We start from the raw sequence: 14,337 nt of genomic DNA on the forward strand, positions 1-14,337 counted from the left end.
ACTGCTATATTTAGCCTAACACAATAATGCCGTAAACGGCAGGGTTTTAGACCCACTATTTTTTGATAACAAAAAACCCAGCGCCCTCCACCACATCCAAAACCTCTTATTCCCTTCTAATTTTGTAGGTTGGGTTGAGGCACGAAACCCAACAAAAATAACGCTTTTTAATGAGTTAAAATATCATTTTCATCAAAGGGAATTAATTTAATGGTGTTGGGTTTTATTTCATTCAACCCAACCTACGGCATTATCATCCCATTACTGTCATTTATACCCAGCGCCCTCCACCATCTCTTACTCCCCTCTCCTGCGGGAGAGGGGTTGGGGGTGAGGGTTTTAACCTTCAATTATCCTTATTTCTTCTTCTGTTAATCCATATAATTGATACACCAATAAATCAATTTCTCTCTCTAATTTACTGGTATCAGCTAAAGGATTTACTTTTTTTTCTGCTAATATTTCCGTCACTAATTTAATAAAAGGTTTTTCTTCTTTTTCACTTACTTTTTTAATCGGTATCTGCTCAACAAATTGGGTAAATAGTCTTACAGCAGAAGTTCCTAATTGAGTTGAAATAAGTCTATAATAAAAATCAAATAATTTACTGTTTAGATTTGCTAATAAATAAGATAAATTAAAGTCACCAACGATCATGTAATTAGTATTATTAGTATAAAAAAATGATTCATCTAAACAAAAAGTTAATTCTTGAGCAATATCCTTATAAATAATTTTAGGCTTTTCAAAATCAGGAATATAAGCACAATTTCTTAAATTATAAGGCGTTTTACCTTTATCTGTTCTTTTGTTTAACTGAGGTAAAAATTTATCTAAATGTTGCTTAATCGCTGGATAATCTTCTACATTTAACGCTGAAATTCTTTGATTATTAAATTCATAACCATTATGTAAATTAATTAAATATAAATCTTGAAAATTAGGATAATATTTATGAATATCTCTCCCTCGTAAAAGCGGTTTAATAATTTCTGCTGATTTAGCATCTTGTTTAATTAATTCTTCCCTCTTTTCTCCATCGATGATAAAAGCATCATTAAAACCAGTTTTAATGCCATAATTAATATTAATATCCCAATCTTTCAAAGGAATACCTTGAGCTTCAATTTTTGTCTTAATCTTTAATACTTCCTGACTCTCAAAACTCCAACTATTCTCAGTCAAATTACTTTGTAAAAAATCTTGTTTAATACCACTCAAATAACCTTGAAAATCATTGATATTAATATCATCTTTATTGACATTACCATAAATTAAACTAGCAGAATCATCTTGACTTGCTTTCACAAAACCTAAAATACAAGCATCAACAGTAGCCTCATCAAAAACAGCTAAACCGCTAAAATCCACAAAGTGAGTTAAACGGCTATTATTTAACAAAAAATTACGCATTTGTTTACCATAATTAGCGCGAGTAAACTTATTAGAAATAATAAACTGAAAAACTCCATCACTTTTCAAAAGATGATAGCCTAACTCAACAAAATAAGTTAGTAAATCAGCAATAGCATTATAAATTAAAAACTTATTTTTCAATAACGGTTTAAGCTGTGAAAATTCTTCTTGACGGATATAGGGAGGATTTCCAATAATCATGTCAAAACCAATAAAATCACCATTATTATTTAACACTTCAGGAAACTCAAAACGCCACTCAAACCCATGACGATAAATAACATTATTTTGTTTATCTTCAATTTCTTGACTTAAAAGATTAATGTGTTTTTGTAAATCCTTCTCCTGTTTTTCCCTAGCCTTTTTATCCTTAGCTGACTCCTCAAATAAAGATTGTTGATTTTGAAGATTATATAACTCAAATTCCTTTTTTCTTAACTGCTGTTGTAGTGGATCATTTCCCGTCATTACAGTGGTAAAATTATCCTTTATTTGTTTAATTAAAGTGATAACCTCTTGTTTTTCTTCACGACTTTTTGGGTTGTGATAAATCTTAATTGCCTGTTGATAATCCTGAATAGTTAACTTGTGTTTTTTTAGCGCTAACTTTAAATCAGACTTTAAATCAAAACGACTAATTAAAGAATTTCCACACTTAATATTAATATCAATATTAGGTAGAGTTTCAAGATTTCGATCCCCCCCAACCCCCCTTAATAAGGGGGGAGTAGTTGTATTCAAAGTCTCCCTTTCCAACGGGGATTTAGAGGAATTATTGTGAGGAGTATTTGTATTGAAAGTCTCGCTTTTTAATGGGGATTTAGAAGGATCATTTTTGGGAGTATTTGTATTCAAAGTCCCCCTTTTTAAGGGGGATTTAGGGGGATCATTTTGACGATAATAAGAATTTTTTAGCAACTCAATCCATAACCTTAAACGACAAATTTTGACAGAATTAATATTAATATCAACCCCAAATAAGCAATTTTCAATAATAGTTTTCTTCTCATGAAATAAACTTTCTTGAATACGCTGACTTGGCGGAAAATCAGGCTTATAATTATATAACTCTCCATCCTCATCTTTGATGATTAACTCATCATTTTCAACCTCGATAGTATATTCTTTAATGCGCTTACCTTCCCTATCCTGCCAAATATTTAACCTACTTTTTAAAGCAATAATTTCATTTAAAGCAGACACTAAAAAATGACCAGAACCCACAGCAGGATCACAAATGGTGATACTATTGATGATAGAATTTGCCTCATTTCTACCCTCTTGATTTTGATATTCAATTAATTCTTTTAATTGTTCAATATTTTGACAATGCCATTTTTTAACTTCGTTAAATTTAGTAATAACTGCTTTAGTGATAGTTTCCCGACACATATACATCGTAATAAAACCGGGTGTAAAAAATGAGCCGTCTTGATAACCATTGATTTTTTCAAAAATTAATCCTAAAACTGAGGCATTAATTAAACTTTTTCTTTCTTCTTGGATTTCTTCTTTTCCTTCACTGCTAAAGTTATAAGCCGATAAAAATTCAAATAAATAAGTTAGGGTGTTTAATTCTCCTGTTTTCCTTTTTCCTTCACTATCTTTTAAGACAGTATGCTTAAATAAGGGTAATTGATAATCATTGTTTAAATTAGCAATGAAAAGAGTTTTATTTTCTAATTCGGTAACTTCAAATAAACCACTATTGAGATGAGGCACATAGTTAAATTTATCTTTAATTTCTGGGTTTCTGTCTTCCAGCTTTTTGGCTAAGATTTGAAAAAATAATGTGTCTAAATCATTAAAGTTATTGATTTTTTGTTGATTAAGAAAACTATAGTTTTTATCATCATTATTATAGTTAATTAATTGTGCTTCTAATAGTTTTAAAAATAAAATGCGGTTAATCCAAGTGATAACTAATTCTAAGGCAATTTTAAATAGTTGTTCTTGATAATTGTTGCCTAACTCCTCAAGATTTTCTAAATTATTCAGCTTATTATAAGTATCTAAATGGTAGATGACATTTTCTAATAATGAGCCTTGATTTCTAGCTAGGGGTGAAGGGCGCTGGATTAATTTTTTGCTTTTTTCTTTGACTTCTATTAAACCGATAATATGTAATAACTCATTATAAAAATCTTGATTTAAACTGTTGCTATCATTAGCAAAGGGAAGTTTTAGTAAATGCTGAGGAGATAAAATTTTATACAGAGAAATTAATTGTTGATCTTCCGAGATATGCTCATAGTCATGAAGATTAAAATAAGTAAAATTTTCTTTTAATTCTTGCTCTTTTTCTGTAATGTATTTACTGGCAATTTCTTGATAAAAAAGTTCTTGTTTTGTGCTGGTTAGTCTGCCTTGCTGAAAGTCGTTAAATTCTTTGATTAAAGGTTTATGGTGATAAAATAATTTCTCAAATAGGTTAGCAGGAAAGATAAACCAGTTATAAATATCAGTAATAATTAAATATTTTAAGTTGATGTTATTATCGGTGAGGCGCGCTTGTAAATAATAAAATATTAGTTGTTGTAATGATTTAACATTAAACTTGTCAAGACTAATCATCTCGCTTTTATTATTAGGCTTTTTGGTTTCGATAATGACACCAATTTGACTATCTTTGTTAGTGGTATGAATAACTAAATCATTTCTATTTTGAGTGTTGAGGTAATGATGGGGATGATAATAAGTATGGTTGAGAAAATCTCGCAGGTTATTTTTGTGATATTCTTCCGATTCGTTAATTTTACTGTGGGTAATGGTGAGTAAATTTTGTAAATTTTCTTTGAATTTATCAATATCTTCCCTCGCAACGGGAATTTTTCTGAAAGCGGAGTTTAAGGCTTGTTTGATGTACATATTCTATTGGCAACTCTTAAAAAAATCTTAACATAAGGTCTGCTGGATAACTCAGGAATACTGATTTATAAAGGTTAAGACAGACTAGAAGCATCAAAAAATGCACAAAATTACGCCTTTTTTGCATAAAAATGCGATTAACATAGAAGATTGAATATACTACACAGGCATCATAAAACTTCATAATTGTCAATTATCCATTGTCAATTGTCCATTACTCCTTGGGTTTGTAACAAATCTTAATAGAAAAATAGTAATATTAAAGATAAGTTGAGAATAGATGTTTTTTAGATCACAAAAGTGTTATCTTAGATAGTATAAAGAAAGAAAAGGGAGTAAAAAAATAACCATCAATTCAACTCAAAGAGTCATAATACAGCGCAACAGAATTATATCTCAATTAACTTAAATAAGTAAGGCAGTTAGAGAATGGTTGTTATGACTAAAAGTCAATAACTTTGTTTATCTAACAAGGATTAAAGCTATCAAAAGAGCAATTTTGAGTAATAAAAAACAGCTAAACTGTCTAAATTGTTTAAAAAATTTAGATAGACATAAAAAGCGTAAAATGGAGTTTAATTTATGAAACTATTAATTCAAGGAAACAACATCGAAGTAACAGAATCTATCCATGATTATGTAGAGGAAAAACTAGAAAAAGCAGTTAAACATTACCAAAATGTAGCTGGTAAAGTAGATGTACATTTATCAGTGGAGCGCAATGCGCGCATCAGCAATAAGCATAAAGCAGAAGTAACGGTTTATGCCAATGGGACGATTATTCGCGCTCAAGAAAACAGCGAAAGTTTGTATGCCAGTATTGATTTAGTTTCTGATAAAATCTCTCGTCAATTACGCAAATATAAAGAAAGAAAACTTGACCAAAAAGTTCATAGCACGGAAAAAACGGTGGAAGCTATCGAGGAGAAATCTGTTGATGGTAATTTAATTGGTGATCGTCAACCAGAATTACCAGCAGAAGTAGTGCGTATGAAATATTTTACTATGGAATCAATGAGTATTGACGAAGCGAAGGAGCGATTACAGTTAGTTGATCATGATTTTTATATGTTTCGTAACCGAGACAGCAACGAAATTAATGTAATTTATATTCGTAACCATGGTGGTTTTGGGGTAATTCAGCCTCGTAGTAATAGTCATTAATTAGTGATGGTGGGCATTGCCCACCCTACAAGCCTTTTAGCTATCGGATAATTCTAGGCAATATCCGGCACCATATACAGTTTTAATATAACGGGGACGACGGGGGTCTGGTTCTAATTTGGTGCGTAAATGACGCACATGAACTCTAATGGTTTCAATGTCATCATTGGGATCGTATCCCCAAACTTCTTTTAGAATATCACTGGGAGATACTGTTTGACCATGACGTTGTAATAAACAGTGTAACAATTCAAATTCTAAGTGAGTTAATTTGACAGTCTCATTAAACCAAATTACTTCAAATCGTTCTGGTACGATGGTTAAAGGACCATAATTGAGTATTTCTGTATGTTTAGCACTGGATGGAGTGCGCTCACTTCTACGCAATAAGGCTTTGACGCGCGCTAACATCTCTTCCACTTCAAACGGTTTAGTTAAGTAGTCATCAGCGCCCGCATTAAAGCCCTCTACTTTGTTTTTAGTTTGTCCTAGGGCGGTAAGCATGAGAATAGGAATATTACCTGTACGTTCATCCCTTCTAAGACGCTGACAAATGGTAAAACCATCAACTTTCGGAAGCATTAAATCCAGCATAATCAAATCGGGTTGTATTTGAAGGGCTAAAGCTTGACCCTTGATACCGTCTTCGGCTTGGGATATGTCATATCCTGCCATTTCTAGGTTAATTGCCACTAATTCTGAGATTGCTGGATCGTCGTCTATGACCAATATTCGAGACATTGCTTATAAAACCTTTTTCAGGTTTAAATGATACTTGTTAAAAAATTTTATCTTATCTCAACAATTATAAGCAATAATCCCCACATTAAATAACTTTTCTTACAATTTATCACAATTTGTAATTTATTTTGATATTGGGAGAAAAATGATGTGATCATTGTTTGCTAAAATCGCTATAAGTATAAAATCTAGTATTACCACAAAAATTATGACGACTCATTTTATTAGCGCTGAAATCAATCTGCAAGAAAACCCTTTGACTCTGAAAAAAGAAATTGAAAAACAGTTAGAAAAAGAAGGAAAACCATTGCGCTGGGCAATTACTGCCGTCAATCAAGAAGCTGAAACAGCGCACGTCGAAGCGGTAGTTACTAAGTAAATGAGCAACAGAAAACCCTATTATGGCGTGTTAATTGTGCCAACGGGGGTGGGTGCTGATATTGGTGGCTATGCCGGAGATGCCCTTCCTGTGGCGAGGGTGATGGCACAAACCTGCACTCGTTTGATTACTCATCCTAATGTAATGAATGGGGCTAGTTTGTATTGGTGCGCTGATAATATCGATTATGTGGAAGGTTACGCCCTGGATAAATTTGCAGAAGGTGAATGGGGCTTACAGCCTAGCCATCAAAATCCTATCGGTTTAATTTTAGATCAAAGTATTGAGCCTGAATTGCGTTATCGTCATCTCCAAGCGACGGAAGCGGTTAGGGCGACTTTAGGGGTTAACGTGAGCGATTATATTATCACCGATGCGCCCCTCAACGTTGAGTTAAGAGTATCAGAATATGGCATTAGTTGGGGTACAATCGGTAATCCTGATAGTCTGTTGAGGGCTGGAAAAAAGCTGATTAGGCAAGGGGTGAGGGCGCTGGCGGTGGTGGCGAGATTTCCTGATGATGTGGATAGTCAAGCCTTAATGGATTATCGTCACGGTGGCGGTGTGGATGGTTTGGCGGGCGCTGAAGCGGTGATTTCTCATTTATTGGTGAGGGAGTTTCAAATGCCGTGCGCCCATGCCCCAGCTTTATCCCCTTTACCTCTTGATATTAATGTTTCCCCTCGCGCCGCCGCCGAAGAATTAGGTTACACTTTTCTACCTTGTGTTTTAGCTGGTTTGAGTCGTGCGCCTCAATTTATCACCGAGAAGCATAAACCGGGGTTGAGGGCGCTGGATATAGACGTATTAGTTATTCCCCATCATGCCTGTGGTGGTAGTGCTACCCTTAGTTTTGCTCATCATGGTACTATGATTATTGTGGTGGAAGATAATGATACCGTAATTAAAGTTCCCCCTGAGCCATTGGGTATCAAAGTGGTTAAGGTAAAATCTTATTTAGAAGCGGTGGGAGTGATGACGGCGCACCGTAGCGGAGTTGATTATACTGCTTTATTAGCAGGAGAGCGCAAAATAAACCATTTAACATTATAAACTCAGAGAATTACCTGCAAAAAACTTTGCGCCTTTGCGCCTTTGCGAGACACTTAATGGAATTAAAACGCAGTCATTTAAAACGTAAATAAAATTACCTTTGCCCCTTGGCCTTTTCCCTTTTTACCCATTGTCAATTATCCCCTAACTATGACTGAAGTTTTACTAGGAAAATCATTACCAGAATTAACCCATTGGATTCAACAACAAGGGCAACCAGCCTATCGTGGCAAACAATTATATCAGTGGCTGTATCAGAAGGGCGCTCGATCCTTACTTGATATTACAGTATTTCCCCAACAATGGCGCCAAGAGTATAAAGATTTCCCCATCGGGCGCTCTCAAATACATTATCATAACAGCGCCCCTGACCGCACCAAAAAATATCTGCTCAAACTCCAAGACGGTTTAATCATCGAAACCGTTGGTATTCCCACCGCTAAACGCTTGACGGTGTGTGTTTCTTCTCAGGTAGGCTGTATTATGGCTTGTGATTTTTGTGCTACAGGTAAGGAAGGTTTTACACGCAATCTTTATGCCCATGAAATCATCGATCAAATTTTGACGGTACAAGAAGATTTTGGCGAAAGGGTTTCTAATGTGGTATTTATGGGTATGGGTGAGCCTTTATTAAATCTTCGAGAGGTAATTTCTGCCGTCAAATCCATTAATCAAGATGTGGGGATTGGGGCAAGAAATTTAACCATTTCTACCGTTGGTTTACCGCAAAAAATTCTTGAGTTAGCACAACATCAATTACAAATTACTTTCGCTGTCAGTCTCCATGCACCCAATCAAACTTTGAGAGAAACTCTCATACCCAGCGCCCGTCACTACACCATAGATCAATTATTATCAGATTGTCGAGAGTATGTAAAGATAACTGGGCGACGCATCAGTTTTGAGTATGTTTTGTTATCAGGAGTGAATGATTTATCCCACCATGCCCAAGAATTAGCCCAAAAATTGCGCGGTTTTCAAAGCCATGTTAACCTCATTCCTTATAATCCCATTTCTGAAGTGGATTATCAGCGCCCTTCCCCCGACAGAATCAAGGAATTTACCAATATATTACAACAGGCAAATATTGCCGTTAGCGTGCGCTATTCTAGGGGATTAGAAGCTGATGCCGCCTGTGGGCAATTACGCAGTAATAAAATGGACAATTGATGAAAAGGGCAAAGGGCAAAGGGCAAAGGAAATTCATAATTCATAACTCATAATTCATAATTCATAATTCCATAAATGTTATAATAATGTGACTCACACTACAGAATTTAATGTATTGAATGGGAACAGATTATAATAATTTTAGCTTAGTAACTCACATCGAAGCCATACTATATCTCAAGGGAAAACCTACCACCATCGCAGAAATAGGGGAGTTAACCCAAAAATCCACCGAAGCTATCGAATCAGCTTTGATTCAGTTAATGTCTGACTATGCCCATCGAGGAGAAGGGGCGCTGGAAATCGTGGAAACTCCAGCCGGTTACAGTTTACAGTTGCGTAGCTGTTGTCAAGACTTAATGGAAAATCTCATTCCAGCCGATCTAAACACCGCTACTTTAAGAACTTTAGCCGCCGTTGCCCTTGCTAATCCTATTTTACAAAGTGACTTGATTACGGTGAGGGGCGCTGGGGCTTATCAACACGTCCAAGAACTGTTAGAATTAGGTTTTATCAGTAAACGTCGCCAAGAGGAAGGGCGCTCGTTTTGGCTAGAAATTACCGATAAATTTCATCAATATTTTGAAATTGACCAGCTACCGACCTAAAATAAGGTTAACATTAGTTAAAAGAGGAATTTACTAGAGATACTATAGAGGAAAAATAAATGGCATTTAACCCAAATTTTTTTGGCAGACAATCAGATATAGAATTAGATAATACCTTGATTGATTATTTACAAAAACAACAACCAGAAACTTTAGAAAGAGTTGCACAGTCAGCAACTCCCGAAATCAGAGAAATAATTACCCATAATGTGCAAGGCTTGTTAGGTATGCTACCCACAGAAGGATTTAACGTACAAATTGTCACTGATAAGCAACACATGGCAAACCTCTTAGCCTCCGCCATGATGACTGGTTATTTTCTCTGTCAAATGGAAAAAAGAAAAACCCTAGAAGAAAGCCTCTCTGATACTGACAATTTATAACTAATCTATGGGGTGGGTATTACTTACCTACCACCCACATTATTTTCGTCATTGATAATCTCGCCATCAAATGAAAAATTATTCTCGTATTTTCTCCTTCTAGTATTGTCATATAGATTTTAGAAACTATTTGAGTCGCTTCACTATGCAGAAGGCATCTTCGTCAGCAATAAAAAAAATCAAAATATGAAAATGGCAATTACAATTTTATAATTGAACTAGATAACTAATTTGTGCCGTCGGAAACATTTTAATGAAAACATACCCTGTTTTAGATTTACCCATTCACCTGAGCGATAACTACCAAGATTGTTTACTAGAGCGTATTGAGCATCAAAAAGGTGCTCATGTAGTGACGATTAATTCAGAGATGGTAATGATGGCGCAGCAAAATCCCGATCTAAAACATATTGTCGAAAAAGCGGATGTTATTGTTCCCGATGGTTCAGGAATTATTTTGTATCTGCTGCGCCGAGGTATCAAGCAAAAGCGCATCGCCGGGATTGAGTTAGCGGAATCTTTGGTTAAAAAATTGGGGGCGGATAGCGCCCGTCACCCCATTTGTTTCTATGGTGCGGCGCCCGGAGTTACGGAAGAAGCGGTTAAAATGTTTAAAAACCAGATACCCAATATTAACATTATTCATAATCATGGCTATTTGAAGGGCGCTGAATTAGAGGCTTGGTACGAAAAAATCGAACAAGTGCAACCCAAACTAATTTTAGTAGGTTTAGGAGTGCCACGACAGGAAATATGGATTGCTAATCATCGCTATCTAGCGCCCTCCGCTGTATTCATAGGAGTAGGGGGTAGCTTCGACATTTGGGGAGGTGTTAAAGAAAGAGCGCCTAAATTTTTCTGCGACAATAACCTAGAATGGTTATATCGTCTCTATCAAGAGCCTTGGCGCTGGAAAAGAATGATGGTATTGCCTCAATTTTTATTCAAAGCATTATTTTAATAACTGACGTTACCCACTGATTCAAATATTAAGTTAAGGGAGGTTTCAGGTAGCAGGTAGCAGGTTTCAGGCTTAAAATCCTTACCTCAATAGATTCTTGTACAGGAAAAAGATCAATAAACATAAGTTTCTTGTCAATTTTTTAACCTAACACCGCGACACCAACAATTAATTCTATTTTTGCGTAATATCAGTCAATAATTAAGTAATCACCAGAAAAATGGATCAAATTAAAATAATCTTAGTTGAACCAGCCGGAGAGAGAAATATCGGCTCTATTGCAAGGGTAATGAAGAATATGGGATGTTATCATCTCACCATCGTTAATCCCCGTTGTCATCACAACTCCGAAGATGCCAGAATAATGGCAGTGCATGGAGTGGAGATATTAGATAACGCTGAAATAGTGCCTACTTTACCCGAAGCCCTAAAAGATTGTCAAAAAGCCATTGCCACCACGGCGCGCCCTAGGGGCATTCCCACACACCTCGAAAAACCTCAAGATTGTTTACCATGGTTACTGTCGGGGCGAGGGGCGCTGGTTTTTGGACCAGAAGACAGAGGTTTGAGTAATCAAGAATTAAGCCATGCCCAGAGATTTGTGTGCATTCCCTCCAACCCCGAATATCCTTCCCTCAATTTAGCCCAAGCAGTGGGTATTTGTCTGTACGAATTATCTAAATCTGCCTCAGATAACACAATTACTGATAATGACTTAGATTTAGCCACATTAAAAGACTTAGAAGGCTACTATCAACATTTAGAATCTCTCTTATTAAGAGTAAACTATCTTTATCCTCACACAGCGCCCGTACAAATGAGCAAATTTCGCCGTATTTTTAACCGCAATCAGCTACAAACCCAAGAAGTAGCCATGCTAAGAGGAATTTTAAGGCAGATTGAATGGCATTTAAGCAATGAGGATAATGGATAATGGACAATGGATAATTATGAAGTTGTACTATCCCCGTGTAGTATATGTAATCTTGTATTTTTGCGTTTTTATTAAGAAAGCGTGATTCTGCATATTTTTTAATAATATTACCATGTGTTAATCCTTATCAATCAACATTTCTGAATTATTCAGCAAACCCTATTTTAGAAAAATTTTTATAGTGAAAAATCTGTTATGTCGAGTCCGCTTGATCAGCCGAAGGCTGCCGCTGCGCGATCACTTACAAATCAATTAAAAATAATCTTAGTTCAATTTATTGAACGATCGCGCCATTAGCCGTGTAATTCATTACACGGTGGGGAAATTGCGAAGATATAATTTACAGTTGAAAGCAGGACAAAGATTCTCCTTAGTAACAAAAGGTAATTCAATTTCATTGATTCCTCAAAAAATTTCTATTGAATCTTTTCGAGGTGTTTTAAAAGGAGCAGATATTAGTAATATTAGAAACCGTGATGAAAAGATTTGAAAATTCTTGTGGACACTTGTGGTTAGATTGAATAGTTATTGGCTTAACTCTTTAATTTATAGGTATTTCACCGCGACACCGCGACACCTCCCCTCAGCAAAATACTTTTTCCGCAAACTCTATTTCAGCAAAATGAAAAGAGACGATCAACAAAATATTACAATAATCAGTTAAAATAAGGGCAACTATAAATAATCATTACAATAAGTTAAAGAGTATATATGTCTCTCCCTATTCGCAATCTTGCGATCATTGCCCACGTTGACCACGGCAAAACAACCCTAGTAGATGCTTTATTAAAACAATCAGGTATCTTCCGAGAAGGTGAGGAAGTGCCTACTTGCGTCATGGATTCCAACGACATCGAAAGAGAAAGAGGAATCACTATTTTATCGAAAAATACCGCCGTATATTATAAAGATACCCTCATCAATATTGTTGATACGCCGGGTCACGCCGACTTCGGTGGAGAAGTTGAACGAGTTTTGGGAATGGTGGACGGTTGTGTTTTAATCGTTGATGCTAACGAAGGGCCCATGCCTCAAACTCGCTTTGTCTTGAAAAAAGCCTTAGAAAAAGGTTTACGCCCCATTGTGGTAGTTAATAAAATTGATCGCCCTCGTTCCGAACCTGATAAAGCGGTTGATAAAGTTTTTGATTTATTTGTGGAGTTGGGCGCTGATGATGATCAGTGTGATTTTACCACCCTTTATGCTTCTGGTTTAGCTGGTTTTGCCAAAGAAAGTTTAGATGATGAAGGGGTGGATATGCAACCTTTATTTGAGGCGATTTTACATCATGTTCCACCCCCGGCTGGAGATGTTAACAAGCCTTTACAGTTACAGGTGACAACCCTTGATTATTCTGAATATTTAGGGCGTATTGTCATTGGCAAAATCCATAATGGTAAAATTTTGGCAGGACAACAGGCTGCACTAATGAGAGAAGATGGCTCAATGATCAAATCTCGCATTAGTAAATTAATGGGTTTTGAAGGTTTACAGCGAGTTGAGTTAGAAGAGGCGAGTGCTGGTTATATCGTCGCCGTAGCTGGTTTTAGTGATGCCAATATCGGAGAAACAATTACTTGCCCTAATGAGCCTCAAGCATTACCTTTAATTAAGGTGGATGAGCCTACTTTAAGAATGACTTTCTCGGTTAATAATTCTCCTTTTGCTGGACAAGAAGGTAAATTTGTTACTTCTCGGCAAATTCGAGACCGTTTAGACCGTGAATTGGAAACTAATGTGGCTTTACGGGTTGAGGATGGTGAATCTGCGGAGCAGTTTGTTGTGTCGGGACGGGGTGAGTTACATTTAGGTATTCTGATCGAAAATATGCGCCGTGAGGGTTTTGAGTTCCAAGTATCTCAGCCTCAAGTTATTTATCGTGAAGTAAATGGTCAACCCTATGAGCCTTTTGAGTATTTGGTGTTAGATGTGCCTGAAGCTGCTCAAGGTTCTTGTATTGAGCGTTTAGGACAACGTAAAGCAGAAATGCAGGATATGCAGACGGGCGCTAATGGGCGCACTCAACTGGAGTTTATTGTTCCAGCGCGCGGCTTAATCGGCTTTCGTGGTGATTTCATCCGTATGACGAAGGGTGAAGGTATTATGAACCATAGCTTCCATGAATATCGCCCCTTAGTGGGAGATTTAGAAACCCGTTATAACGGTGTTTTAATTTCCTTTGAGGAAGGAGTTTCTACTTTCTACGCTATGAAAAATGCTGAAGATAGAGGTATTTTCTTCATTCATCCTAGCACTAAGGTTTATAAGGGTATGATTATCGGTGAAAGCAACCGCTCTCAGGATGTGGAAATCAACGTTTGTAAGACTAAGCAGTTAACTAACCATCGTTCAGCAACCGGTGATGAGTTGGTGCAGTTACAAGCGCCCATCGAAATGAGTTTAGAAAGGGCTTTAGAGTATATTGGACCTGATGAGTTGGTGGAAGTTACCCCAGAATCAATCCGTTTACGGAAGGTACACACTAAAAAGTTAGTCAAAAAATAGATTATCAGTAGTTTATTTAGCAAGGGGTTGAAACCCCTTGTTTTTTTTTGGATATTAAAACCTAAAACCTTTATCGAATAATTACTTATTACCCACCTTCCGCACTTCATCTGGTAATAAATTATAGTACACAAAGAAAACACCCTATTGGTAAT

12 protein-coding genes are annotated in these 14,337 nt (G+C 36.1%); 10 read left to right on the forward strand and 2 right to left on the reverse strand.

The annotated features are described in order from the left end of the window. Nucleotides 1-339 precede the first annotated feature (339 nt). Complete coding sequence (locus IGQ45_15660; GenBank protein MBF2058604.1) at nucleotides 340-4,284, reverse strand: Eco57I restriction-modification methylase domain-containing protein; 3,945 nt, start codon at nucleotides 4,282-4,284, stop codon at nucleotides 340-342. A gap of 582 nt (nucleotides 4,285-4,866) precedes the next feature. Here IGQ45_15660 and raiA point away from each other — a divergent pair. Continuing rightward, a complete protein-coding gene (gene raiA, locus IGQ45_15665) occupies nucleotides 4,867-5,448 on the forward strand; it encodes a ribosome-associated translation inhibitor RaiA (protein ID MBF2058605.1) in 582 nt (193 codons plus the stop codon). A gap of 36 nt (nucleotides 5,449-5,484) precedes the next feature. Here the strand turns inward: raiA and IGQ45_15670 are convergent, their stop codons facing one another. Beyond that, the gene (locus IGQ45_15670; GenBank protein MBF2058606.1) at nucleotides 5,485-6,189 is read right to left on the reverse strand and encodes a response regulator transcription factor; all 705 of its coding nucleotides are present in this window, start codon (nucleotides 6,187-6,189) and stop codon (nucleotides 5,485-5,487) included. Between the two features lie 208 nt (nucleotides 6,190-6,397). On the opposite strand from IGQ45_15670, the gene IGQ45_15675 reads away from it, so the two are divergent. The 9 genes from IGQ45_15675 to typA all read left to right on the forward strand — a co-directional run bounded on the left by IGQ45_15675 (nucleotide 6,398) and on the right by typA (nucleotide 14,182). Continuing rightward, nucleotides 6,398-6,568 carry a hypothetical protein gene (locus IGQ45_15675; GenBank protein ID MBF2058607.1) on the forward strand — a complete coding sequence of 57 codons (171 nt, stop codon included), beginning with the start codon at nucleotides 6,398-6,400 and terminating at the stop codon, nucleotides 6,566-6,568. Then, nucleotides 6,569-7,621 carry a DUF3326 domain-containing protein gene (locus IGQ45_15680; GenBank protein MBF2058608.1) on the forward strand — a complete coding sequence of 351 codons (1,053 nt, stop codon included), beginning with the start codon at nucleotides 6,569-6,571 and terminating at the stop codon, nucleotides 7,619-7,621. A gap of 150 nt (nucleotides 7,622-7,771) precedes the next feature. After that, a complete protein-coding gene (rlmN, locus tag IGQ45_15685) occupies nucleotides 7,772-8,791 on the forward strand; it encodes a 23S rRNA (adenine(2503)-C(2))-methyltransferase RlmN (protein ID MBF2058609.1) in 1,020 nt (339 codons plus the stop codon). Nucleotides 8,792-8,910: 119 nt separating this feature from the next. Next, the gene (gene scpB / locus IGQ45_15690) at nucleotides 8,911-9,399 is read left to right on the forward strand and encodes an SMC-Scp complex subunit ScpB (GenBank protein MBF2058610.1); all 489 of its coding nucleotides are present in this window, start codon (nucleotides 8,911-8,913) and stop codon (nucleotides 9,397-9,399) included. A 59-nt stretch (nucleotides 9,400-9,458) separates the two neighbouring features. Further along, nucleotides 9,459-9,782: a DUF760 domain-containing protein gene (locus IGQ45_15695; GenBank protein ID MBF2058611.1), complete on the forward strand. Its 324-nt coding sequence runs from the start codon at nucleotides 9,459-9,461 to the stop codon at nucleotides 9,780-9,782. A gap of 253 nt (nucleotides 9,783-10,035) precedes the next feature. Next, nucleotides 10,036-10,743 (forward strand): WecB/TagA/CpsF family glycosyltransferase, encoded by a 708-nt coding sequence (locus IGQ45_15700; protein MBF2058612.1) that lies wholly within the window; start codon nucleotides 10,036-10,038, stop codon nucleotides 10,741-10,743. Between the two features lie 220 nt (nucleotides 10,744-10,963). After that, entirely contained in the window at nucleotides 10,964-11,677 is a 714-nt protein-coding gene (locus IGQ45_15705) for an RNA methyltransferase (GenBank protein MBF2058613.1), read from the forward strand. A gap of 277 nt (nucleotides 11,678-11,954) precedes the next feature. Continuing rightward, nucleotides 11,955-12,167 (forward strand): AbrB family transcriptional regulator, encoded by a 213-nt coding sequence (locus IGQ45_15710; protein MBF2058614.1) that lies wholly within the window; start codon nucleotides 11,955-11,957, stop codon nucleotides 12,165-12,167. Nucleotides 12,168-12,388: 221 nt separating this feature from the next. Continuing rightward, complete coding sequence (typA, locus tag IGQ45_15715) at nucleotides 12,389-14,182, forward strand: translational GTPase TypA (protein ID MBF2058615.1); 1,794 nt, start codon at nucleotides 12,389-12,391, stop codon at nucleotides 14,180-14,182. Nucleotides 14,183-14,337 lie beyond the last annotated feature (155 nt).

It is taken from the genome of Cyanobacterium sp. T60_A2020_053 (genome assembly GCA_015272165.1).
Classification (GTDB): Bacteria; Cyanobacteriota; Cyanobacteriia; order Cyanobacteriales; family Cyanobacteriaceae; genus Cyanobacterium.

Bases quoted from the DNA above. Each gene is read 5' to 3' on its own strand.
- IGQ45_15660 (MBF2058604.1), bottom strand. From the start codon at position 4,284: ATGTACATCAAACAAGCCTTAAACTCCGCTTTCAGAAAAATTCCCGTT.
- raiA (MBF2058605.1), top strand. From the start codon at position 4,867: ATGAAACTATTAATTCAAGGAAACAACATCGAAGTAACAGAATCTATC.
- IGQ45_15670 (MBF2058606.1), bottom strand. From the start codon at position 6,189: ATGTCTCGAATATTGGTCATAGACGACGATCCAGCAATCTCAGAATTA.
- IGQ45_15675 (MBF2058607.1), top strand. From the start codon at position 6,398: ATGACGACTCATTTTATTAGCGCTGAAATCAATCTGCAAGAAAACCCT.
- IGQ45_15680 (MBF2058608.1), top strand. From the start codon at position 6,569: ATGAGCAACAGAAAACCCTATTATGGCGTGTTAATTGTGCCAACGGGG.
- rlmN (MBF2058609.1), top strand. From the start codon at position 7,772: ATGACTGAAGTTTTACTAGGAAAATCATTACCAGAATTAACCCATTGG.
- scpB (MBF2058610.1), top strand. From the start codon at position 8,911: ATGGGAACAGATTATAATAATTTTAGCTTAGTAACTCACATCGAAGCC.
- IGQ45_15695 (MBF2058611.1), top strand. From the start codon at position 9,459: ATGGCATTTAACCCAAATTTTTTTGGCAGACAATCAGATATAGAATTA.
- IGQ45_15700 (MBF2058612.1), top strand. From the start codon at position 10,036: ATGAAAACATACCCTGTTTTAGATTTACCCATTCACCTGAGCGATAAC.
- IGQ45_15705 (MBF2058613.1), top strand. From the start codon at position 10,964: ATGGATCAAATTAAAATAATCTTAGTTGAACCAGCCGGAGAGAGAAAT.
- typA (MBF2058615.1), top strand. From the start codon at position 12,389: ATGTCTCTCCCTATTCGCAATCTTGCGATCATTGCCCACGTTGACCAC.